Annotated in this window: 14 protein-coding genes; 2 read left to right on the forward strand and 12 right to left on the reverse strand. The window is 74.5% G+C overall.

All coding sequences use genetic code 11. The features are described from left to right. Positions 1-13: 13 nt before the first annotated feature. From QQX13_RS11030 to QQX13_RS11065, 8 genes are all read right to left on the reverse strand, one after another. Entirely contained in the window at positions 14-2,467 is a 2,454-nt protein-coding gene (locus QQX13_RS11030; RefSeq protein WP_301153441.1) for a transglutaminase domain-containing protein, read from the reverse strand. Next, on the reverse strand, positions 2,464-3,834 hold the full coding sequence (locus QQX13_RS11035) for a DUF58 domain-containing protein (protein ID WP_301153442.1): 1,371 nt from the start codon (positions 3,832-3,834) through the stop codon (positions 2,464-2,466). The genes QQX13_RS11030 and QQX13_RS11035 overlap by 4 nt, the downstream gene beginning before the upstream one ends. Then, positions 3,831-4,796: an AAA family ATPase gene (locus tag QQX13_RS11040; protein ID WP_301118994.1), complete on the reverse strand. Its 966-nt coding sequence runs from the start codon at positions 4,794-4,796 to the stop codon at positions 3,831-3,833. The genes QQX13_RS11035 and QQX13_RS11040 overlap by 4 nt, the downstream gene beginning before the upstream one ends. Before the next feature lie 37 nt (positions 4,797-4,833). After that, positions 4,834-10,743, reverse strand: a complete 5,910-nt coding sequence (locus QQX13_RS11045) for an Ig-like domain-containing protein (protein WP_301153444.1) — start codon at positions 10,741-10,743, stop codon at positions 4,834-4,836. Beyond that, a complete protein-coding gene (locus QQX13_RS11050; protein WP_301153446.1) occupies positions 10,744-11,850 on the reverse strand; it encodes a serine/threonine-protein kinase in 1,107 nt (368 codons plus the stop codon). 58 nt (positions 11,851-11,908) lie between these two features. Then, positions 11,909-14,776, reverse strand: coding sequence for an aminomethyl-transferring glycine dehydrogenase (gcvP, locus tag QQX13_RS11055; RefSeq protein ID WP_301153448.1), 2,868 nt, complete (start codon positions 14,774-14,776; stop codon positions 11,909-11,911). An 88-nt stretch (positions 14,777-14,864) separates the two neighbouring features. Beyond that, positions 14,865-15,752, reverse strand: coding sequence for a lysylphosphatidylglycerol synthase domain-containing protein (locus QQX13_RS11060; RefSeq protein WP_301118998.1), 888 nt, complete (start codon positions 15,750-15,752; stop codon positions 14,865-14,867). Beyond that, positions 15,749-16,621 (reverse strand): NAD-dependent epimerase/dehydratase family protein, encoded by an 873-nt coding sequence (locus QQX13_RS11065; protein WP_301118999.1) that lies wholly within the window; start codon positions 16,619-16,621, stop codon positions 15,749-15,751. Before QQX13_RS11065 ends, QQX13_RS11060 begins: the two co-directional genes overlap by 4 nt. 32 nt (positions 16,622-16,653) lie before the next feature. On the opposite strand from QQX13_RS11065, the gene QQX13_RS11070 reads away from it, so the two are divergent. Beyond that, the gene (locus QQX13_RS11070) at positions 16,654-17,847 is read left to right on the forward strand and encodes a glycosyltransferase (RefSeq protein WP_301119000.1); all 1,194 of its coding nucleotides are present in this window, start codon (positions 16,654-16,656) and stop codon (positions 17,845-17,847) included. Positions 17,848-17,860: 13 nt separating this feature from the next. Here the strand turns inward: QQX13_RS11070 and rfbB are convergent, their stop codons facing one another. Continuing rightward, complete coding sequence (gene rfbB / locus QQX13_RS11075; RefSeq protein WP_301119001.1) at positions 17,861-18,853, reverse strand: dTDP-glucose 4,6-dehydratase; 993 nt, start codon at positions 18,851-18,853, stop codon at positions 17,861-17,863. Continuing rightward, positions 18,850-19,743: a glucose-1-phosphate thymidylyltransferase RfbA gene (rfbA, locus tag QQX13_RS11080; RefSeq protein WP_301119002.1), complete on the reverse strand. Its 894-nt coding sequence runs from the start codon at positions 19,741-19,743 to the stop codon at positions 18,850-18,852. The genes rfbB and rfbA overlap by 4 nt, the downstream gene beginning before the upstream one ends. Positions 19,744-19,858: 115 nt before the next feature. Between rfbA and QQX13_RS11085 the strand changes: the two genes are divergently transcribed. After that, complete coding sequence (locus tag QQX13_RS11085) at positions 19,859-22,330, forward strand: glycogen/starch/alpha-glucan phosphorylase (RefSeq protein ID WP_301119003.1); 2,472 nt, start codon at positions 19,859-19,861, stop codon at positions 22,328-22,330. Positions 22,331-22,403: 73 nt separating this feature from the next. On the opposite strand, the gene QQX13_RS11090 is transcribed toward QQX13_RS11085, so the two are convergent. Together QQX13_RS11090 and QQX13_RS11095 are read right to left on the reverse strand one after the other, a co-directional pair. Beyond that, complete coding sequence (locus QQX13_RS11090) at positions 22,404-22,910, reverse strand: low molecular weight protein-tyrosine-phosphatase (protein ID WP_301119004.1); 507 nt, start codon at positions 22,908-22,910, stop codon at positions 22,404-22,406. 105 nt (positions 22,911-23,015) lie between these two features. Continuing rightward, on the reverse strand, positions 23,016-23,393 hold the full coding sequence (locus QQX13_RS11095; RefSeq protein ID WP_301119005.1) for an RNA-binding S4 domain-containing protein: 378 nt from the start codon (positions 23,391-23,393) through the stop codon (positions 23,016-23,018). Between the last annotated feature and the right edge of the window lie 45 nt (positions 23,394-23,438).

Below are 23,438 nucleotides of genomic sequence, written 5' to 3' on the forward strand. Positions count from 1 at the left end.
GTCGGGCGGGACGTCATCGGTGCGCCCCGGTCGACGGGGCCGGCGAGGGCCTCTCCGACCGTCCCAGCAGCGACCGCGTCGACAGCCGCGTGCCGAGCCTACGCCACCACGGTCGGCGGCTCCGCAGCTCCACGCGGTCGGCCTCGACCAGCGTCCAGGCACGGCGCGCGTCGGCCTCGGACACGCCCCCGGAGGTGAACGTCGCCCGGTCGGCGATCGCGGCGATCTCCGCGCCGTGCGCGGTCGCGAGCACGAGCGCGGCCTCGTGACGGGTGGCCCGCGCCGCGGGGGGCTGGCCCGCGTCGCGGGCGCCGTCGACGTACTCCTCCCACCCCCCTTCCGCGACCTGGGCGGGCGTCCCGCGTCGCCGGCGTCCGCGGCGCGCCGCCTTGGCGATCAGGATCGCGGCGGGGACCGCGAGGAGGAGCAGGAGCACCCCCGCCAGGACCGCCGCGGTGCGGGCCCAGCCCGACAGCCACGCTCCGCCACCGCCGACCGGCGCCGGATCGTCGGCGGACCGGCCTTTGAGCGCCGCCACCGCCTCGATGTCCTGAGCGCGTCGGGGATCCGTGGCGGTCGGATGCTCCGGATCGCGCTGCTCGACCGTGCTCGCGTCCGGGGCGACCGTGTGCTGAGGTGTGACGTCAACGGCGAGCCACTCCCCGGAGGCCGCCCGCACCTCGACCCACGCCGACAGGTTGCCGCCGCGGCAGACCCCGCCCTCGCACGGCGGCGGCGTCCAGCCCTCAGCGTCGGTCGCCTGGAGGCGGAAGCCGAGCACGACGCGTGCGGGGAAGCCGAGCTCGGCCGCGACGAGCGCGGCGGCGGCGGCGAACTGCTCGTCGTCGCCGACGGCTGCGACCAGCGTGGCGTCCGCGCCGGCGCCCACCTCGTCCTCGCGGGCGTTGAGGGCGGTGAACATGCGGTCGATGCGGTCGTACGAGTGGCCCGCCGCCGCGGGGACGAGCTCGTAGTCGTCGAGCGAGGCCGTCCAGCCCTGGGTCCCCTCGGCGCCGAGGGAGTGGCTGAGGTACCCGCGGGCCCGCAGCGACTGGAGGAGCTGCGCCAGCCCGGCGGCGTCCCGGGTCGCATCCTGGGCGTCCACCCAGTCGCGCAGCGAGTCGGGGATGAGGTCCGTCGAGATCGAGGCGCGTCCCGGCGACGCCCCGGCCTGCGCGAGGGGCGTCGACGGGCCGTTCGCCGCGGTCGCGATGATCACGTCGCCGGCGGCGATCCCCCCGTCGGCGGTCACGACCGCGGCGCCCGCCTCCGCCGCGTAGTAGAACGTGTCGGTGAGCGCGGCCGCCCTCGGCCCGTCGAAGGCCACCGAGCCGAGCAGTCCCGGCACGGGCGCCCAGGGGCCGCCGAGACCCGCCACGGTGATGCGCGCGGTCGAGACGTCGCCCGAGACCGCGAGCGGGGAGGGCAGGTGACGGAACCGGAGAGGCGAGTAGCCCGCCGGGGCGGACGCCGAGAACGTGCGCCCGTCGTAGAACGGCAGCGTCGCGACGCGGATGCGCGCGGGGTCGCCGGACTCCACCACCACCGACAGGAGCTCCGCGTTGAAGGACTCGTCGGCGAACGAGACCCGGTAGGCCGCGAGGGGTGAGGCCGTCGCGTCGACCACGAGCCGGGGCTCGATCAGCGTCCGCGCGACCTCGCGCGGCTGGCCCGCGGAGACCGGTCCCGCGAGCGTGACCGCGACGACCACGGCGACGGCGGCAAGCGCGGCGGCGGTCGCGGCGCGACCCGCGGCGCGCAGCCTCGCCCGTCCGGCCCGCGCCTGGCCGGCTCGTCCCGCCGCCGCCAGCGCGGCTCGACGCTCCGCCGCGGCCCGTGAGCGGAACCAGGCGAGCGTCGTGGCGAGGCCCGTGAGACCGATGCCCGCGGCGCTCCACACGCCGTCGGGATCGAGCGCGGTGAGCGCGGGCGGCCACGGGAGCGGCACCCGGCTGGCCGGCCCCACGGCGATCGCCCCCATCAGCATCGCCGCCGCGACGACCGCGGCGAGGCCCCAGCGACGGCTCGAGCCCGCGCCGAGCCGCACGATCGCGTAGGTGCCGAGGACGACCAGGGCGAGCGGCGGCACCAGGGTCGCGCCGTACTCGCCCAGCGGCGTCGGCAGCGTCACCACGTCCTTCCACCCCGTCACCGGACCGAGCGCCGTCTCCCGCAGGGCCCGCATCCAGGCGTCGGCGGCGTCGGGCACACCCGGGATCGCGAGGGCGAGGGCGGTCGCGACGTACCCGGCGACGAGCACGGCGACCGACGCCGCCCGCCGCCGCGGCGCGAGCGCCAGCAGCCCAGCCGTGATCCCGACCGCGGTCCCGGCCGCCATCACGGCGTCGAAGCGGAGCGTGCCCCACACCCCGCGCAGGGAGGCCCACACGAGCACGGCCGTCGCGACCGCGTACAAGACCGTGGCGACCCGGTGCGTGGGCGGCGCGAGGGAGGCGGGCTCGGTCATCGGCGCGCGGCCCCCCGGGACAGGAGCGTGCGGAGGTCGTCGAGGATCCCCAGGCTGACCACCGGGACGCCCGCGAGGTTGCGGCTGGCCGGCTCCGCCGCGGGGTCGCACACGACGGCGCCGACGCTCGCCCCGAGGGGGAGGTGCAGGGCCGCAGCCCGGAGCTGCGCGCGCGGCAGACGCGACCCCGTGACGAGGATCGCGAGCGCGGTGCCGCTGTCCGTCTCGCCCAGCATGCGCGTCACGGTCGGCAGGTCGACGGTCGTGTCGCTGGCCTCGACGCCGGACAGGTCGTCGAGCAGCGCCCGCGGCGACGTCACGCGCAGGTGCCGCAGGGCGCGCAGGGACGCGCGGGCGAAGCCGGGCACCTCGCCGCCGACGACCGCCTCGACGTCGCGGCCGTCGCGGAGCGCCCGCACCCCGAGCGAGCCGGCCGCGCTGATGGCGAGCTCGACCTCCTCGTCGTCGGCGTACGACGCGCGGTCCAGGTCGAGCACCACGGTGAGCAGCGACCGACGCGTCTCCGCGAACTGCCTCACCATGAGCGTGCCGGTGCGCGCGGTCGACGCCCAATGGATGTGACGACGCGCGTCGCCGCGCTCGTACGGGCGCACCGCATGGAAGGAGATGTCCTCGGTGGTGAGCGTGCGGACGGGGTCGCCCTCGAGGTCGCGCACCCATCCGAGCGAGGTGGACGGCACGGCGACCGTCCGCGGATGCACGTAGAGGGTGCGTCGCTCCTCCCAGACGCGGTGCCGCTCGAGGAGCCGGAGCGGGTCGTAGCGGGTGGTCACGGCCGGGCCCACGGAGACGATGCCGCGCCGCAGCGCGGGCACCTCGACGGGCTCGACGTGCTCGGCACCGCCGCGCAGGTACGGCACCTCCACCTCGACGAGCCCGTCGCCGACGGGCAGGTCCACCCGCCCGGGCAGGGCGGCGCGCTGCTGCGGGTTGTCGACCACCAGCCTCGCCTCGGCGCGCTCCCCCGCGACCACCGCGTCGCGGTCGAGCAGCAGCCGGACGCGGTACGGGACGGACCCGATGAGGAACGGCGCGGCGGTCGCGAGCAGCACGGCACCCGCGATCGCGGCGACCCAGGCCTCCTCCCACCCCAGGACGGTCGCGAGCACGAGGCCGCCGACGGTCCACGCGGCCACCGCCCAGCCGGCGGGGGTCACCACCGCGCGCAGGCCGCCCGCCACCGTGCTCGCCGCCGACGCGAGCCCCGCACCTGCGCGCGCCAGGGCGAGCCGCGCGCCGATCACGCGCGCGTGCGGCGCGTCCGTCCGCTCCGTGCGGGTGCCGGTCGTGTTCCTGGTCCGCGTGCTCCCCGCAGGGACCTGGTCGCGCGTGCGGGTGCGGCTCACGTGAGGTCCCGGGGGCTGGGTGGCGCGACGTCGAGCAGGACCTGGCCGATCACGGCGCCCTGCGTCACGCCGTCGAACTCGGCCTCGGGGTCGAGGATCAGGCGGTGCGCGAGCACCACCTCGGCGAGGCTCTTCACGTCGTCCGGAAGCACGTACGCGCGTCCGTGCGCCAGCGCCCAGCTCCGGCAGGCGCGCGCGAGCGCGAGGGCTCCCCGGACCGACGCGCCGAGCCGCACCTGCGTGGCGGAACGCGTGGCGTCGACCAGGCGCAGGATGTAGTCGGAGATCAGCGCGTGCTGCTCGACCTCGTGCGTGAGCGACGTCATGGTGCGGATCGCGTCGAGCTCGGCGATCGCGGGCACCTCCACCCGCGTGGCGCGCGCCGGGTCCAGGATCCGCATCGCCGAGGCGTGATCCGGGTAGCCGAGGGACGTGCGCATGAGGAACCGGTCGAGCTGAGCCTCGGGCAGGCTGTAGGTGCCGGCCTGCTCGATCGGGTTCTGCGTCGCGACCACCATGAACGGCGCCTCCACCGGTCGCGTGACGCCGTCGACCGTGACCTGGCGCTCCTCCATCACCTCGAGCAGCGCGGACTGGGTCTTGGGCGACGCGCGGTTCACCTCGTCGGCGAGCACCACGTTCGCGAACACCGGCCCGTGATGGAACTCGAAGACCCCGCGGGCCTGGTCGAACACGCTGATGCCGGTGACGTCGCCGGGCAGCAGGTCGGGCGTGAACTGGAGCCGGGAGCTGGTCCCGCGGACCGTCTCCGCGAGCGCGCGGGCGAGGGAGGTCTTGCCCGTGCCGGGAACGTCCTCGAGCAGCAGATGCCCCTCCGAGATCATCGCGGTGACGGCGAGCTCGACCACGTGCCGCTTGCCGACGACCGCGCGCTCGACGTTCTCGACCAGCTTGCGGAACGTCGACTCGAACCAGACGGTGTGCTCGGACGTCAGTGCCATGGTGCCTCCTGAGGGACGGTGCGGTGCCGGGTGATGATCACGATGATGCCTCCGCGGGCGCGCCGTCACAGGTGACCGGCGCGCTGGTCCACGGCGCCATGCCGGCGAGCGCGCCGACGAAGGTCGCGGTGACGGTGACCGATCGCATCTCCGACGGGTCGGTCGTCGGCGCGCCCGCGCCGTCGAGCATCGCGTAGACGAGGCCGACGTCCGCGGGGCTGGCGCCCAGGACGGCGGCGGGCTCCTCGCCGACGGTGCAGGACGGCAGCGCCACGGTGGGCCGGTACGGGGGCCCGGACTCGGCTGTCACGGCGGTGGTCTGCTCCGAGCACCGGCGGTCGCCGCCCGCGAGGTCGATGCACCAGTACGCGATCACCTCGACCGGTCGCCCGGCGGCGAGCACGTCCCCGAAGGTCTCGGACTCGACGCCGTCGGAGCCGCGGTACATGAGCACCGCGCCGCGCGCGCCGAGCGCGCGCCACTGGGGATCGCGGAGCAGCGCCGTGGAGCAGCTGCTGCCCGTCCCCACGCAGGCCGAGTCCGCCTGGTAGCCGCGCTCGAGCACGGGAGCGCCCGGGTCGGTGAAGGCGGTGACGGTCACCGATGCGTCGGGTGCCCGGCCGTACACGTCGCCGTCGAACCGGCTCTCCGCGCACACCGTGACGGTGGTGACGGAGTTCTCGGCGACCGCGACCCGCAGGTCCACGCTGCCGGTGCCGTCGGGCACCTCCGTGTCCGCGCGGCAGGTGCCGGACACGGCCGTCCCGACCCAGGTCGCGGCGCCCGCGCCGCCGGCACGCGTCGCCACGGTGATGACGGCCTCCGCAGCGCCGTCCGCGGCGGTCGCCGTCGCGGACGCGATGGTCGGGCGGCCGATGCCGTGGGCGGTGAAGGTCGTGGCGGCTCCGCTCGCCTGGGCCCCGGGCGGCGGCTCGATGCCGCTGACCGGGGTCAGCGTCACGGTGGCGGGCTCGTTCGACCCGACCGCGACCGCCGCGAACGTCTGCTCGCCGGGGCCCCGCACCTCGAGGGACTGGGACGTGGTGCCCGACTCGAGGCGCACCTCGCCCGGTGCGGGATCGCCCACGTCCAGCACCAGGTCGATGCGGCCGCCGTCGCCGCTCGTGACCGTCGGGCTCCACGACACGACGGTCACGGGCTCCGGCGCGGTGTACGACCACGCGACCGCCGTGGCCGCGGTCCGCGACCGCCCCACGGCGTTGACGGCATGGACCGCGTACGTGTGTCGATCGCCGTCAGCGAGGCCGGAGATCGGGGTGCAGGTGCCCGACGGGGTGCACGTCGCGACGCGCACGCCGCCCTCGAGGACGTCGAAGCCGGTGAGCGCCGGGTGTGCCCGTGCGGCCGCGCCGGGTTGCACCGCCAACGTCAGCGTGCCCGGCCCGTACGCCTCCTGCGTCACGCCCGCGGGGGCGGCGGGGAAGCCCTGCAGGTCCAGCGTGAGGGATCCGGCGCGCTCGGCGGAGCTGACGCGGCCCTGCGCGTCGCGCACCGCGAACACGGCCTCGCACTCCCCTCCCGGCGCATCGTCGGTCCACGTCGCCCGGATCGCGGTGGTGCCCTCCAGCGCGAGCTCGACTTCAGCGCAGGCGCCCGCCGGGGTCACCGACACCACCTCGAGCGCGGTGTCGGGGAGCGGGTTGACCTCGCCGCCGACGCCGACCACGTCGAAGACGCACGAGCCCCCGGCCGCCTGCGAGCAGCTCACGGACACCGTGCCGCCCTTCGGCAGCTCGGACGGCGCGGGGCCCACCACGAGCGACAGCACCCGGGTCCCGGCATCGGGATAGGCGGGGAGGGAGACGGTCACCGCCTCCGTCCGGCCGGGCTGGGCATCGTCGCGAGCGCGCACCGTGACGGTGTCGCGGGCCCGGGTCACCACGAACAGCTGGCCGCCGTAGGACGACTCGATCCGCACCGCGGGCGCGGCGGCACCGGTCGGCCAGCGCACCAGCGCCGAGAGGTCGAAGGTCGCCGTGCCGCCAGGGGACACCTCGAGCGAGCCCGCCTCGAGCATCGGTTGCGGGTCCTCCGGCACCACGGACACGGGGATCGGGAGCACGGTCCAGTCCGTCTGGCCCGCCAGCCGGACCGCGACCAGGCAGGTGTCCGCGTACGGCGCACCCCGGCCCGCCACGTACCTCACGCGCATGCCGCCGGCCGCCTCGCAGCGTGCCTGGTCCCGGGAGCCCCCCGCATGCGTCTGGTCGGCGTCGATCTGCAGGTCTCCCGAGGCGGGCACCGCCACCAGCGCGGACACGTCGGCCGAGGCCTCACCCGCCTCGTCGACGGTGATCCCGGCGCCGTCGCGCAGGGTGAGGCGCAGGTCGTCGAGGCCCGGCACGCGCAGGAACCCGTACGAGACGGCCTCGGCGCCCGTGAAGTCGGCGCCGCGCACCTCGAACGGGATGATCCGGGTCCGATCGGGCAGCGGGCCGGAGATCCGCGAGCCGTCGACCGTGGCCCCCGGCACGTCCCCCCACAGCGTCACGGTGAGCGCGCCGGCGTCGCCGCTCGCCCACGCGACGGTGCCGTCGAGCACGTCGACGCCGTCGACGAACTTCGCACGCGTGTCCGCGGTGAGCACCGTGTCCGCGATCACGGGGACGTCGCTGACCGGCTCGCGCACGGTCTTGAGCACGATCCTGCCCTGCGAGGTGGATCCAGTGGCGTTCCGCGCCGAGTACAGGAAGGTGTAGGTGCCCGGCTGGTCGGTGACGACGAAGGCCACCTCGCCCGCCTCGAGCGCCACATCCTCCAGCAGCGCGGCGAGGAGCGCCTCCTCCGCCGAGCCCGTGACGGCGTCGGGCCGCACGTCGAGCAGCTCGAGCTCGCCTCCGGTGAGATCGACGTCGTTGGCCAGGGGCGTCACCACCACGCGGCGCCCCTCGCTCGCCTGCACCTGGACGAAGTCGGTGTACGTCACCGGGGCAGGGTCCGCGTCGCTCGCGACCACGCCGATCCGCGCCGTGGCGGTCGCGCCCAGGCCGCGCTCGTCGACGACGCCGTACGTGAGCTCGTCCTGTCCGGAGTAGCCGGGCACGCTGGTGTACACGATCGCCGAGCCGTCGGAGCTCACGCGGGCGGAGCCGTGCAGGGGCTGCTGCAGCACGGCATCCAGCACCACCCGGTCCCCGTCGGGGTCGAGGCCGGTGCCGTCGAACGGGATCCGCACCTCCTCGCCCGAGGCCACCCGGCCGCTGAGCTCGCGGGGTGCCGGCGCCCCGTTGTCGTCACCGGCGGTCACGGTGACGGTGAGCACCGCATCGTCGCGCTGCGCGGGGTGGCCGAGGATGTACGCGCTGTAGGGGATCCGGTAGGTCCCCGCGGACGTCGGCGCGAGGATCCGCACCACCGGCCCGGCCGCGAACGCGAGGCCGCCGCCCTCGGGGGCGACGACGGAGTCCGGGTCGAGCGCCACGACGGCGCCGGCGGCGGCCACGTCGCCGTCGAGCACCCTGACGTCGACCTGCCCGCCCGCCCGCACCGTGATCGCGTCGTCGGTGGCGAGCGGCGGCGCCGGGATCGACTCGTCGAGCAGCACCACGGTGACCTCGCCGCGCACGGTGGTCGCGGCCCGCCCGGACCCGTCCGACACGGTGTAGCGCACCACCCCGATGGTGCCGGCCTGCCCGTCGCCCGTGGTGCCCGACAGGCGGAGCGCGCCGTGGCCCACCACCTGCGCCTGCAGCCGTCCGCCGTCGACCGGCTCGACCGAGGCGTCGGAGAGCAGCAGCACGCGGCCAGCGGGGTTGTCGACCGCCTCGAGCACGTCGACCGTCACGTCCTCGTGGGGGCGCACGAACGCGGTCAGCGGGACGGTCGCGAGCGATTCGTCCTCGAGCGCGATCGCGTCGACCCGCACGGTTCCGCGCGCCTGCTGCGTGCCGTCCGCGAGCGTCACGTCGACCAGGTGGTCGCCCGGCTCCTGCGCGGTGACGACGATCCCCGCGCCCGACGGCAGGACCTCGACGGTCGCCCCCTCGCCGGGGTCCGCGCTCGCCTCGAGCACCTGCACCGTCCCCCGGGAGCCCGTCACCCGCGCCGCGAGGTCGACCGTGGTGCGGACGCCCTCGACCGCGCGGACCGTGACGGGCTCCAGGCTCAGCCGCGGCTCCCCGACCACCGCGACCCGCAGCCGTCGCTCGGCGGACGCGCCGCGGGCGTCGGTGACCGTCACCTCGACGTCGATGGTCGCGCCCGTCGAGGCTCCCGCCCTGACCACGAGCGTCCCCTCGGGCGACGCCGCCACGGACGCGCCCTCGGACGCCGTGGTCGCGCCGCTGACGTAGAGCGGATCGCCCTCGGGGTCGACCCACCCCTCGAGCACGTCGACCGCGACGGTGCCGCCGGGCGCGACCTGCGGCGCGGGCCACTCGCGGACGCAGCCGGGCACGCCGCACCACGCCGGCGCGCCCTGGTCGCGCTCGCCCACGATGGTGAGCAGCACGGTCGCGGGCTCGGAGCGGAGACCGTCCTCGGCCGTGCCGTCCGTCACCGCGTACTGGACGGTCACCGAGCCGGAGGCGCCCGCGGCCACGGTGGCGACCAGGGCCTGACCGTCCTCCGCGACGGCGATCCCGACGGCATCCGGATCGGAGATCGCGATCGACCCGGGGTCGATCGTGAGGACGTCGCGGTTCGCGTCGTGGTCGTTGAGCAGCACCGGCAGGCGGGTCTGGCGGCCCGCGCGGGCACCGAGGGAGTCGTCCTCCGCGACGGGCGGCCGGGGCTCCCGGACCTCGGTCGCGACCTCCTGGTCCGCGCCGGACGGCGCGTCGACGTCCTCGGGCTCCCAGTCCTGGGAGGAGGCGATCAGGGCGCCCGACGGCGCCTCCCACACCCATCCGGAGCGCTCCTCGTTGAGGATCACCCGATCGCCGTTGGCGCGCAGCACGGGCTCCCGGCGCTCGGCGAGCGTCGCGCCCGCGTAGTCGAGGGGCACCGACGGCCCCGCCGAGCTCCACAGCGTGCCGTCCCCGGTCCCGGCCGGGAGCCAGGCCGCGTACACGACGCCGTCGACCTCGACCGGTGCGGCCGGCGCTCCCGCCTCGGCTCCCTGGTCCCCGAAGACGCGTCTCGCCTCGCCGTCGGCGGCCACGCGGACGAGCCCCGAGGCGTCGGCCAGGTAGATCTCGGCCCCGCTGGTCGCCGTCTGGATCCGAGCCGTCGGACGGACGCCCGTCGCGACCGCGGCGTCCTCGCCCTGGCGCCAGAGCTGTCCCGACGCCGCGTCGAGCAGCGCCCACCGTCCCGCGGCCAGGGTCAGCTGGAAATCGCCGTCCTCGAGCAGGCCCGGGACGGGGTCGGTGGCGGTCACGGTGCCGTCGGCACCCGCCGTCACCACCACGCCTCTGGCCAGGGAGAACGCGGCGACGACGCCGCCCGCGTCCGCGGCGATCGCGTCCGCGCGGAGGCCGCGGTCGCCGCCGAGCTCCGCGTCGGCGAGGACCTCGACGGGGTCGACCGCGGTGCCGTCGGAGAGCCTGCCCACGAGCACGTCGCCCTCGGCGGCGAGGTAGGCGACGACGTCGCCGGCCGCGGCCACGGCGCTGGTGCCGGACGGCGTGGGCGCGGCGCCCGCGGTCCCCGCCGCCACGTCGGACGGCCGGCCCGCGTCGAGCACGGTCGCCGATGACAGCGCGGCCGAGAGGACCATGAGCGCGTCGCCGTCCTGGACCAGGGCGGAGGGCGAGTCGACATCCTTGACGGTGTCGACCTCGCCCACCTCGGTGTTCACGTGGGCGAAGCGCTGCCCGTCCCCGGTCTGGAGGGCCCACACACCCGTCACCGCGGTGGCGGCCTCGCGCTCGTCGAACCCGGGGGCGACCACGACGCCGACGGCGGCGACGACGGCGAGGATGCCGGCGACGGAGCGGCCGGCCCGGCGCCGCCGGGCCGACGTGGTCCGATCGAGCACGGCCACCTAGCGCCCCGACAGGATCAGGACCGCCGCGGCCCCTCCGCCGAGCACGGCGACGCCGGCCGCGGACCAGCCGACCGTTCGCGCGCGGGACCAGCCGCGGCCCTCGTCGGCGTCGAGGGAGGAGTCCGTCCGGGAGGCCTCGCCGCGGGCGCGGCGGCGGCCGTCCACCGCGACGGTCGCCTGCCGCGGGAGCCGCTCGACCACGGGCGTCTCGTCGGTGGCCCGGGTCGCCTCGACCCAGGCATCGCCGGGGATCTCGAGCGGCGTGACCGGCCCTCCGAGCGACCGCTGGACCTCCTGCAGCGCCTCCGCGACCTCGCGCGCCGACCCGAAGCGGTCCCCCGGCAGGCGGCGCATCCCTCCGGCGAGCACGCGTTCGAGAGCGTCCGGCACGTCGGCGCGGCCCGTGGGCCGGTAGCGCGCCTTCACGATCCTCGCGCGGAGCTGGTCCGCGTCGAGGCGGCGCCCCGGCTCGGCGAACGGGCTGTGCCCGGCGAGCAGCGTGTACAGCGTCGCCGCGATCGACCAGACGTCCGTGGCGACCGTCCCGGAGCTCGAGCCGTCCACCACCTCCGGCGCGCTCCAGGGGGGCGACAGCGCGACGTCGTCACCCCTGCCGGTGGTGACGGCGGTCGCGACGCCGAAGTCGGCGAGCACCGGGTGGCCGAAGGCGGTGACCAGGATGTTCGAGGGCTTGATGTCGCGGTGCAGCATGCCGATCCGGTGGGCGGCCTCGACGGCGGAGCCGAGGTGGACGCCGATGTCGAGCACCTCCGCCACCGGGATCACCTGCGAGCGGTAGCGGTTGGCGAGCGAGCCTGGGCAGTACTCCGCCACCATGTACGGCCGACCGTCGGCGGACACGGACGCCTCGTGCAGCGTGAGGATCGACGGGTGCGCGCTCAGCGCGGCCATCACGTCCGCCTCCGCCGCGAGCGCGTGGAGCGCGGCGTCGCCCGGACGGCGGTGCAGCACCTTGACCGCCACCTGCCGCCGCGGCATGTCCTGCTGGTACAGGAACACGTCCGCGAAGCCGCCCTGCCCCAGCGGCCGCAGGTGGGTGTAGCCGGGAAGCACCGGCGGCCGGAGCGTGGTGTCGCGGGGCATCGCGCGCCTCAGGACCCCGCGACCGCGGTCGCGGCTCGAGGTCCCGCCCCCCGCACGGTCACGCCTGGTACTCCTCCAGCGGCGGGCAGGCGCAGACCAGGTTGCGGTCGCCGTGCGCGTTGTCGATGCGTGCCACGGGCGACCAGTACTTGTCCTGACGCAGTCCGGCGACGGGGAACGCGGCCTGCTCGCGCGGGTACGCGCGGTCCCACGAGTCGCTCACGACCGCGTCCGCGGTGTGCGGGGCGTGCCGCAGGGCGGACGCCTCGGCCGCGATCTCGCCGCGCTCGACCGCGGCGATCTCCTCCCGGATCACCAGCATCGCCTCGATGAACCGCTCGATCTCGGCCAGGTCCTCCGACTCGGTCGGCTCGACCATGAGGGTGCCCGCGACGGGGAAGGACATGGTGGGCGCGTGGATCCCGAAGTCGATGAGCCGCTTCGCGATGTCCTCCGCCGTGATGCCGGTCGCCTTGGTCAGCGGCCGGATGTCGAGGATGCACTCGTGCGCGACCAGGCCGCCGGGGCCGCGGAACAGCACCGGGTAGCTGCCGTCGAGGCGGGCCGCCACGTAGTTCGCGGCCAGCACCGCGGTCTGCGTGGCGCGGGTGAGGCCCTCGTGCCCCATCATCGCGATGTACGCCCAGGAGATCGCGAGGATGCCGGCGGAGCCGTAGGGCGCGGCCGAGACCGGCGCCCCCTCGCGGGCGAGCTCGCCCGGCGTCTGCACGGCCGCGAGCGAGCGCGGCAGGAACGGCACCAGGTGCTCCGCCACCGCGACCGGGCCCACGCCGGGACCGCCGCCGCCGTGCGGGATGCAGAACGTCTTGTGGAGGTTGAGATGGGACACGTCGCCGCCGAAGTGTCCGGGCTTGGCGAGTCCGACCAGGGCGTTCAGGTTGGCGCCGTCGATGTAGACCTGGCCGCCCGCCTCGTGCACCGCCGCGCAGACCTCGCCCACGTGCTCCTCGTACACACCGTGCGTGGAGGGGTAGGTGATCATGATGCAGCTGACTCGGCCCTCGTGGGCGGCGAGCTTGCTCCGCAGGTCCTCGAGGTCGACCTCGCCGTCGGGCGCCGTGGCGACCACCACCACGCGCATCCCGACCAGGACGGCGGAGGCGGCGTTGGTGCCGTGCGCCGATGCGGGGATGAGGCAGACGTCGCGCTGGTCGTCCCCGCGCGAGCGGTGGTACTCGCGGATCGCGTGCAGGCCCGCGTACTCGCCGCGCGAGCCCGCGTTGGGCTGGACGGAGACGGCCGCGTAGCCGGTGATGTCCGCGAGCCAGCCTTCGAGCTGGGAGATCATCTCGCGGTAGCCCGCGGTCTGGTCGGCGGGCGCGAAGGGATGGATCTGCGCGAAGCCCGGCCAGCTGACGGGGGCCATCTCGACCGCGGCGTTGAGCTTCATGGTGCAGGAGCCGAGCGGGATCATGGTGCGGTCCAGCGCGAGGTCGCGATCGGCGAGGCGGCGCATGTACCGCATCAGCGACGTCTCCGACCGGTGAGCGCTGAAGATCGGGTGCGTGAGGTACTCCGAGGTGCGGCGCAGCCCGATCGGGATGGTCACGGTCGGCCCGGTGTACACGGGCCACGGGAGCTCGCGGTCGAGCACGGCGGAGAGGACGTCGGACAGGATCCGGGTGGTCGTGACCTCGTCGCAGGCGATCGCGACGGAGTCGGCGTCGAGCTTGCGGACGTTGATGCCCTGGGCCGCGATGCGCGCGACCACGGAGTCGGCACCGCGGGGCACCTCGATCACGACGGTGTCGAAGAAGTGCTCGTGGCGCACCTTCACGCCCTTGGCGCGGAGCGCGTCCGCGAGCGTCGATGCCATGGTGTGCACGCGCAGCGCGATCTCTCGCAGCCCCTCGGGACCGTGGTGGATCGCGTAGAAGCTGGAGATGATCGCGAGCAGCGCCTGCGCGGTGCAGATGTTGGAGGTCGCCTTGTCTCGGCGGATGTGCTGCTCGCGGGTCTGGAGGGCGAGCCGGTAGGCGCGACGGCCCTCGGCGTCGACGGAGACGCCCACGAGACGCCCGGGCAGCTGGCGCTCGAGGCCCTCGCGCACCGCCATGTACGCGGCGTGGGGGCCGCCGAAGAACAGGGGGACGCCGAACCGCTGCGTCGACCCGACGGCGATGTCGGCACCGAGCTCGCCGGGCGCCTTGATCACGCACAGGGAGAGGATGTCGGCGGCGACCGTCACGAGTCCGCCCACCGCGTGCGCCGCCTCGATCAGGGGCCGGATCTCCCGCACCACCCCGGACTGTCCGGGCTGCTGGACGACCAGCCCCACGAGGTCCTCGGGGGCGGTCCACGACCCGTCCAGGACGGCGACCTCGAGGGGGAGGCCGATCGCCTCCGCCTGCGCGCGCACCACCTCGACGGTCTGCGGGAGGCACTCGGCGTCGAGGACGATCCTCCCGCCCTCCTTGCCCCGCACCGCGCGGCGCATGAGCAGCATCGCCTCGGACACGGCGGTCGCCTCGTCGAGGAGCGACGCGCCTGCCACGGGCAGGGCCGTGAGGTCGGCGACCATCGTCTGGAAGTTCAGCATGGCCTCGAGCCGGCCCTGCGAGATCTCGGCCTGATACGGCGTGTACGCGGTGTACCAGGCGGGATTCTCGAGCACGTTGCGCCGGATCACCATCGGCGTGACGGTGTCGTGGTAGCCCTGACCGATCATCGACACCTGCACGGTGTTGCGTCGCGCGAGGCGCTGCAGCGCCGCCAGCACCTCGTGCTCGGACTTCGGCGGCGGGAGCACCAGCACGTCGTCCTTGCGGATCGAGGCGGGGACGGCCGCGTCCACCAGCGCGGCGAGCGACGGCTGGCCCACGGCGGACAGCATCGTCTCGATCGAGTCGGGGTCGGGGCCGATGTGGCGGTCGGAGAACGAGGTCACCGGCCCATTGTGTCGCATCGGTGCGCGGCCGGGCAGGAAGCGTGCCGAAGTCCACAGCGACAGGCCGGACGATGCGGGTCACGGGTCCGCGCGACGGCCCCGGAGGTCACCTCTCGCGGCGGGCGCCGATCGCGAGGCCCGCCCCCAGCCCGATCACGTCGGCGAGGGTCATGAACAGACGGCTGACCAGCGCGATGCTGAGCGCCTGGGCGGGCGCGACCACGCCGCCGAGCGCGAGGACCAGCGCGGCCTCGCGGGCGCCGGCGCCGGCGGGCGCGATCACCACCACGAAGCCGACGATCCACGCGAAGGCGAAGGCCCCGCAGGCGAGCGCGACCGACGTGCCCGGCGCGACCTGGTCCAGCAGCAGCCACGCGTGAAGGCCCAGCGCGAGCCACTGGACCACCGCGAAGGCGACGGACGCCGCGAGCGCGCGCCCGCCGATCCGGGCCGGGGCCTCGTCGCGCCGGGTGATCCGGAACGCGACGCCGACGACGCGGTGCAGCAGCGGGGGGACCAGCACCGCGGACATCGCGAGCACCGCGAGCACCGCCCACCAGTACGCCGCGAGGGCGTCCGGGCGGGACAGCACCAGGCCCGCGACGCCCACGATCCCGGCGGTCACCGCGCCCACGATCATCGCGACGATCGCCCCGGTCATCGACCGGGCACGCGACACCCCGTGGTCGCGGGCGAGCTCCGCCTGCGCGAGCACCGGCCACACCGAGCCGGGCACGTACTTGCCCATCTGCGACATCAGGAACACGCGAGCGGCCGGCTCGACGGGCACGTCGAGGCCCACCGACCTCATGACCGCGCGCCACGAGAGCATCGACAGGCCCAGGGCGACCACGGCGGCGGCGAGGGACGCTGCCACCGCGGGCCACGACATCGTCCTCACCGTCGCGACCACCTCGTCCCACGAGGCGGCCACCGCCCACGCCATCAGCGCCGTCGCGAGGGCCAGGAAGCCCCATCTCAGGGCGTTCCTCATGCGTCGCGCATCCACGCCCACTGCGAGGCGATGCCCTCGGCGAGCGGCACGCTCGCCTGCCAGTCGAGCGCCTCGTGAGCGAGCGAGACGTCGAGCCAGGTCGACGCCGCGTCGGCCGCCCGGCCGGGGAGGCGCTCGACGGTGACGCGCTCGGGCCCGACCACGTACTCGACCAGCTCCAGCAGGTCGATCAGATGGGTGGGGCGGCCCGAGCCGATGTTGAGCACCGCGGGCGCGTCGGGACGCTCCGCCACCCGCGCCACGGCCTCCGTCACGTCGTCGATGTGCACGTAGTCGCGCTCCACCTCGCCGTCGCCGACGATCCGCACGGGAGCTCCCGCGAGCACCGCCCGCATCCAGATCGCCAGGACGCCCTGACCGTTCGCGCCGCTCTGGCCCGGCCCGTACACGTTGGACAACCGCAGCGACGTCGACGGCGCGTGGGCGCGCGCCAGGATCCGCTCCTGCTCGAGCTTGAGCGCGCCGTAGGCGTTCGAGGGGTGCACCGGCCCGTCCTCACGGTACGGCGGCAGCTCCGGATGGCCGTAGACGGCGCCGCCCGAGGACAGCAGGACGATGCGCGGCGGGAGGTCCCGATCCATGGCCGCGGCGACGAACGTGTCGAAGGTCTCGAGCTCGCGCTCGACCAAGTCGGGACGCTCGTGCGCGACCGCGGGGCCGACGCCCCCGGCGGCCCACACGAGGACCCGCGCGGAGGCCGCCTCGGCCGCGAGCGCACCCGCCTCGAGGACAGGATGGTCCCTCGTAAACCCGGAGACCCTGAGACCCCGGGCGCGGAGGTCGCGGAGGATCGCACCCCCGAGGAAGCCGGCCGAGCCGACCACCCCCGCGTCATACACTGTGCTCACCGACACCGTCCTCCAGAAGTGGGCTTCATCCTATGGGCAGACCTCGCGTCCTCGTGCTGACGTCGACGCTCCCGGCCCGACGCGGGGACGGCACCCCGCCCTTCGTGGAGGATCTGTCGCGGGAGCTGGCGCGCGACTTCGACGTGCGGATCCTGGCGCCGGCCGTGCCGGGCGGGCCGGCCCTCGAGACGCTCGACGCACACCTGGACGTCGTGCGCTACCGGTACTTCCCCTCCCGCTGGGAGGACGTGGCCGACGGCGCGATCCTGGAGAACGTGCGGGCACGGCGCTCACGCGCGCTGCAGGTGCCGTTGCTGGTCGGCGGTCTCGCCCGCGCCCTGCGGCGGGAGCTGCGCACGTCGCCGCCGGCGGCCATCCATGCGCACTGGGTGGTGCCGCAGGGCATCGTCTGCCACCGGCTCGCCCCCGCCGTGCCGACCGTCGTGACCACGCTGGGCGGCGACCTGTACGCGCTGCGCCAGCGCGCGATCGTCGCGCAGAAGTCCGCCGTGCTGAGGGCCGCGGCGGCGGTGACGGTGATGAACCGCGACATGCGGGAGACCGCCATCGAGCTCGGCGCGGCGCCCGCGGCCACCCACGTGATGCCGATGGGCGCACGCTTCGCCGAGCGCGACATCGCGCGGACCCCGGCGCCAGGACCGGCGAGCCGCCGCCATCCCGCGCGGGTGCTCGCGGTCGGCCGGCTCGTCGAGAAGAAGGGCTTCGACGTCCTGCTCGCGGCGCTGCGGCTCACCAGCGCGCCGGTCGAGCTGACCCTGGTCGGCGACGGCCCCGACCGCACCCGGCTCGAGGGGCTCGCCGAGGGCCTGCCGGTCACGTTCCGCGGCAAGCTCACCCGGGCGGAGCTCGACGCCGCCTACGGCGAGGCCGACATCGCCGTGGTGCCGTCCCGTGCCGCCGCCTCGGGCGACCAGGACGGCCTGCCGGTCGCGATGCTGGAGGCGATGGGCGCGGGGCTGCCGGTGGTCGCGTCCGCGCTGCCGGGGATCGACGAGGCGATCGAGGCGGGCCGCAGCGGGGTGCTCGTGCCGCCCGGCGACGCGGGCGCTCTCGCGCGCAGCCTCACCGTGCTCGCCGAGGACCCCGAGCTGCGCGCCGCCCTCGGCGACGGCGCGCGGGAGCGTGCCGCGCGGTACTCGATCGAGAGCGTCGGCGAGGGCTACCGCGACCTGCTGCACCGGGTCATCGCGGACTCGCCGCGGTGACCGCGGCGGGCGCTCAGCGCCCGAGGCGCCGGTAGCGGAGCTCCGTCTCGAGCTTCTGCGGGCGCCACCACGGCTCGTTCTCGCGGTACCAGTCGATGGTGGCGGCGAGGCCGGCGCGCAGGTCCGCGTGGCGCGGCTCCCACCCGAGCTCCTTGCGCAGCCGCGACGCGTCGATCGCGTAGCGGAGGTCGTGGCCCGGCCGGTCCGGCACCCGGTCGTAGGCGTCCGGGTCCTGCCCCATCAGCTCGAGGATCGTGGACACGACCGTCCGGTTGTCCGCCTCGCCGTCCGCGCCGATCAGATAGGTCTCCCCGATCCGGCCGCGGTCGAGGATGCTCCAGACCGCGGCGTTGTGGTCGTCCACGTGGATCCAGTCGCGCACGTTGCGGCCCTCGCCGTAGACCTTGGGCCGCACGCCGTCGAGGACGTTGGTGATCTGGCGCGGGATGAGCTTCTCGACGTGCTGGTAGGGGCCGTAGTTGTTCGAGCAGTTCGACAGGGTGGCGTCGACGCCGAAGGACCGCACCCACGCGCGCACGAGGTGGTCGGCGCCCGCCTTCGACGCCGAGTAGGGCGAGCTGGGCCGGTACGGGGTGTCGCGGGTGAAGCGCTGGTCGCCGTCGAGGGGCAGATCCCCGTAGACCTCGTCCGTGCTGACGTGGTGCAGGCGCGTGCCGTGCCGCCGCACCGCCTCGAGCACGGTGAAGGTGCCGACCAGGTTGGTGCGGATGAACGGCGACGGGTCGTCGAGCGAGTTGTCGTTGTGGCTCTCGGCGGCGAAGTGGACCACCGCATCGGCCTCGCCCACGAGCGCCTCGACCGTCTCGGCGTCGGCGACGTCGCCCTTGACCAGGGTCACCCGCGCATCGTCCGGGAGGGACGATGCGCTGCCCGCGTAGGTCAGCAGGTCCAGGACCGTGACGTCGACGTCGGGGCGCTCGGCGAGCGTGAGCCTCACGAAGTTGGCGCCGATGAACCCCGCCCCGCCCGTGACGAGCAGCCTCACCTGGCCGCCTCCGCGGTGAACGTGCGCTCGCGCTCGAGCAGGGAGAGCAGGTACGCGCCGTAGCCGGAGGCGACCTGCGCCTGGCCGAGCGCGCGGAGCTGGTCGTCGTCGATGAAGCCGCGGCGCCACGCGATCTCCTCGGGCGCGCCGATCTTGAGGCCCTGGCGGCGCTCGACGGCCTGCACGAACTGGCTGGCCTCGAGCAGCGCGTCGACCGTGCCGGTGTCCAGCCAGGCGGTGCCGCGCGGCAGCACCTCGACGTGGAGCCGGCCGGCGTCGAGGTAGCGCTGGTTGATCGAGGAGATCTCGTACTCGCCGCGCGGGCTGCGGGGCACCGAGCGCGCGATCTCGACCACGTCGTTGTCGTAGAAGTAGAGGCCGGGCACGGCGAAGTCGGAGCGCGGATCCGCGGGCTTCTCCTCGATCGACAGCGCCCGGCCCGACGGATCGAACTCCACGACCCCGTAGGCGGTGGGCTCCGCGACCTGGTACGCGAAGATCGCGGCGCCGTCGACGTCCTGGAAGCGCTGCAGATGCAGACCCAGTCCGGGCCCGTAGAAGAGGTTGTCGCCGAGCACGAGCGCGACCTTGTCGGTCCCGATGAAGCCCGCGCCCACCTGGAAGGCCTGGGCGAGGCCCTCGGGGCTCGGCTGCGCGGCGTAGGTCAGCGACACCCCGAACTGGGAGCCGTCGCCGAGTAGCCGCTCGAACCGGGGGAGGTCGTGCGGGGTCGAGATGACGAGGATGTCGCGGATGCCCGCCAGCAGGAGCGTCGAGAGCGGGTAGTAGATGAGCGGCTTGTCGTAGACCGGCACCAGCTGCTTGCTCACGCCCTGCGTGATGGGACGCAGACGGGTGCCCGACCCGCCCGCGAGGATGATTCCGCGCATAAGGCACAGTGTGCCGTGTGAGCGCCGCCGCGCGCGAAACCTGAGCGGCGCACGAAGCGTGCGTCTAGGTCCAAGGGGGCAGACGGAGCCGGATGCAAACGCGTACATTGTCCGCGTGAACCCCAACACCCCGCCCGTCGCGGCCCCCGAGATCACCGTCGAGAGCTTCACGCGCGCCTTCCTGCGCGAGCTGAACTTCGGTCAGGGCGTCGACCTGGACCGCGCCTCCGCCAATGACAAGTACCTCGCGCTGTCGCGCGCGGTGCGCCACTACCTCACCACCCGCTGGCTCGAGACGCTGCGCAACCAGTACCGGGACCAGGCGAAGGTGGTCGCCTACCTGTCCGCCGAGTTCCTGCTCGGCCCGCAGCTCGAGAACGCGCTGCTCGCCTCGAAGCTGGACGAGGTCGCCCGCGAGTCCCTCGCGAACCTCGGGCTGGACCTCGACGAGATCCGCGCCGTCGAGGTCGAGCCGGGCCTCGGCAACGGCGGCCTCGGACGCCTCGCGGCGTGCTTCATCGACTCGCTCGCCACGCTCAACGTGCCGTCGATCGGCTACGGCATCCGCTACGAGTACGGCATCTTCAAGCAGACGTTCGTCGACGGCAAGCAGGTCGAGACCCCGGACAACTGGCTCCGGCTGGGCTCGCCGTGGGAGATCCCGCACCCGGAGAACGCGGTCGAGGTGACCTTCGGCGGCCGCACCGAGGCGGTCGAGGGCGCGGATGGGGCCCGCCGCTGGATCCCCGACTGGCGCGTCACCGCGCTGCCCTACAACTACATGGTGCCGGGGTACCACAACGGCCGCGTCAACACGCTGCGCCTGTGGAGCGCGAAGGCGACCCACGAGTTCGACCTGCAGATCTTCAACGCCGGCGACTACGCCGAGGCGGTGCGCGCCCGGACGTTCGCGGAGAACATCTCGAAGGTGCTGTACCCCGAGGACTCCACGCCGCAGGGCAAGGAGCTGCGCCTGCAGCAGCAGTACTTCTTCGTGGCCGCCTCGCTGCGCGACTTCCTCGAGAACGTGCTGCCCGACGGCTACGACCTGACCAAGCTGCCCGACCGCATCACCTGGCAGCTCAACGACACCCACCCGGTCATCGCGGTGCCGGAGCTGATGCGCCTGCTGATCGACGAGAAGGGCTGGACCTGGGACGACGCGTGGGCCGTCACCCAGAAGTGCTTCGCATACACGTGCCACACGCTGCTGCCCGAGGCGCTCGAGGTGTGGTCGGTCGACCTGCTGGGCCGCCTGCTGCCCCGCCACCTCGAGATCATCTACCGGATCAACGAGGAGTTCCTCGAGGTGGTCCGGGAGGCGTACCCGGGTGACGAGCTGCGCGTGCGTCGCATGTCGATCGTCGCCGAGCAGCCCGAGCGCGCGATCCGCATGGCCCACCTGGCCACGGTCGCCGGCTTCAAGGTCAACGGCGTGGCCGAGCTCCACTCGCAGCTGCTCGCGGAGAAGGTGCTGCACGACTTCGCCGAGCTGTGGCCCGAGAAGTTCACCAACGTCACCAACGGCGTCACGCCGCGACGGTTCGTGCGCATGGCCAACCCCGGGCTGTCCGGCCTCATCACCGAGGCGATCGGCGACGGCTGGGTCACCGACCTGTCGCAGCTGAGCCGGCTCGAGCCGCTGGCCGAGGACCCCGAGTTCCGCCGCCGCTTCCGTGAGGTCAAGGGCGCGAACAAGCGCCGCCTCGCGGAGGTGCTCGCCGCCCGCGACGGCCTCGAGATCGCCGGCGACGCCATGGTCGACGCGATGGTCAAGCGCCTCCACGAGTACAAGCGTCAGAGCCTCAAGCTGCTCCACATCGTCTCGATGTACGAGGGCGTGAAGTCCGGGCGCACGCCGCTCGAGTCGATCACCCCCCGCACGTTCGTGTTCGGCGCTAAGGCGGCGCCGGGATACGTCCGCGCCAAGGAGACCATCGCCCTCATCAACGCGGTGGGCCGGACCATCAACGAGGACGCGTCGCTCGAGGGCCGCCTCAAGGTGGTGTTCCCGCCGAACTACAACGTCACGCTGGCCGAGGTGCTGATCCCCGCCGCCGACCTGTCGGAGCAGATCTCGCTCGCCGGCAAGGAGGCGTCGGGCACCGGCAACATGAAGTTCGCCCTCAACGGCGCGCTCACCATCGGCACCGACGACGGCGCCAACGTCGAGATCCGCCAGCTGGTGGGCGACGACAACTTCTTCCTGTTCGGCATGACCGAGCCGGAGGCCGCGGACCTGCAGGCGAAGGGCTACGACCCGGGCGCGTACTACGAGTCCGACCCGGAGCTCAAGGCGGCGCTGGACCTGCTCGCGTCGGGCGCGTTCACCGGTGGCGACAAGGGCGGCGCCGTCGCGTCGCTGTTCGCCTCGCTGACCGAGCGTGACCGCTTCATGGCGCTGGCCGACTTCCGCTCCTACGTGGACGCGCAGGCGACGGTCGAGGAGGCCTACCAGGACCACGAGGAGTGGAGCCGCAAGGCGATCCTCAACGTCGCCCGCACCGGCTTCTTCAGCTCGGACCGCTCGATCCAGGACTATCTGGACCGCATCTGGCGCGCGGAGCCGGTCACGCAGAACCACTGATCCGGACCCGGATCGCGCGAGGGGCCTCGGGAGACCGGGGCCCCTCGTCGCGTCCCGGTGCGGCGCATCGTCCTCACCGGCCGAGCGCCTCCCGCACGTGGGCGACGATCGCGTCGGCACCGGACTCGAGCTGGCCGAGGACCTCCTCGAAGTCATCGCGGCCGCCGTACCAGGGGTCGTCGATGTCCAGACGATGCTCGTCCCCCCGGGCCTCCACCACGGCGGCGAGGTCGAAGGAGCGGTACAGGCTGATGGGCGCGTCGGGACGCAGGCGCCGCAGCCGCTGCGCGTGGCCGACCGTCATCACCAGGACCAGGTCGCGGCTCTCGAGCTCGCTCTTGGTGACGCGGCGCGCACGGTGGCGGGGGACCGCGTAGCCGTGGTCCTCGAGGACGGCGACGGCGCGCTGATCCATGCGGTTGCCCTCCTCCTCGTCGCTGACGCCGGTGGAGTCGACCGTGACGGCGTCGGCCAGCCCGGCGGCCTCCAAGCGGTCGCGCAGCACCACCTCCGCCATCGGGGAGCGGCAGATGTTGCCGGTGCAGACGGTCATGATGCGGTAGACGGATGCCTCAGCCATGCCGCCATCCTCCTCCTCGCGGGGCGCCGCCGCTTCCTGTGAGGGCATGACGGCACGCCGATCGCCCGAAACGTGCACTCATCGCCTCACAGGACGCGAGCGCCCTCAGCCCCGCCCGTCGCGGCCGCGCAGCCGGTCGAGCTGCCGGCGCTCCTTCTTGGTCGGCCGCCCGGCGCCCCGCTCGCGCACGCCGAACACCCCCGCCTTCTCGCGCGGCGGCGGCGGGGGAGAGTGGTCCAGGTACGCGGCCTGCGCCAACGGCGCGCTCACCCGCTTGACCAGCAGCTGCCGCACCTCGAGCACGCGCAGCCGGTCGAGGCCGCGGATCTCGACGGTCGCGCCGGGGACCACCGCGGTCGACGGCTTGGCGCGTTCCCCGTCGACCCGCACGTGGCCCGCCTTGACGGCGGCGGTGGCCTGCGAGCGGCTCTTGTACATCCGCACCGCCCACGTCCACGCGTCCACCCGCACCGACTCGGCCATCCCCCGAGGGTACGCGGGGGACCGCCGGGCCGACGCATCGTCCCT

The sequence above is a fragment of the Demequina lignilytica genome, from assembly GCF_030418375.1.
GTDB lineage: Bacteria > Actinomycetota > Actinomycetes > Actinomycetales > Demequinaceae > Demequina > Demequina lignilytica.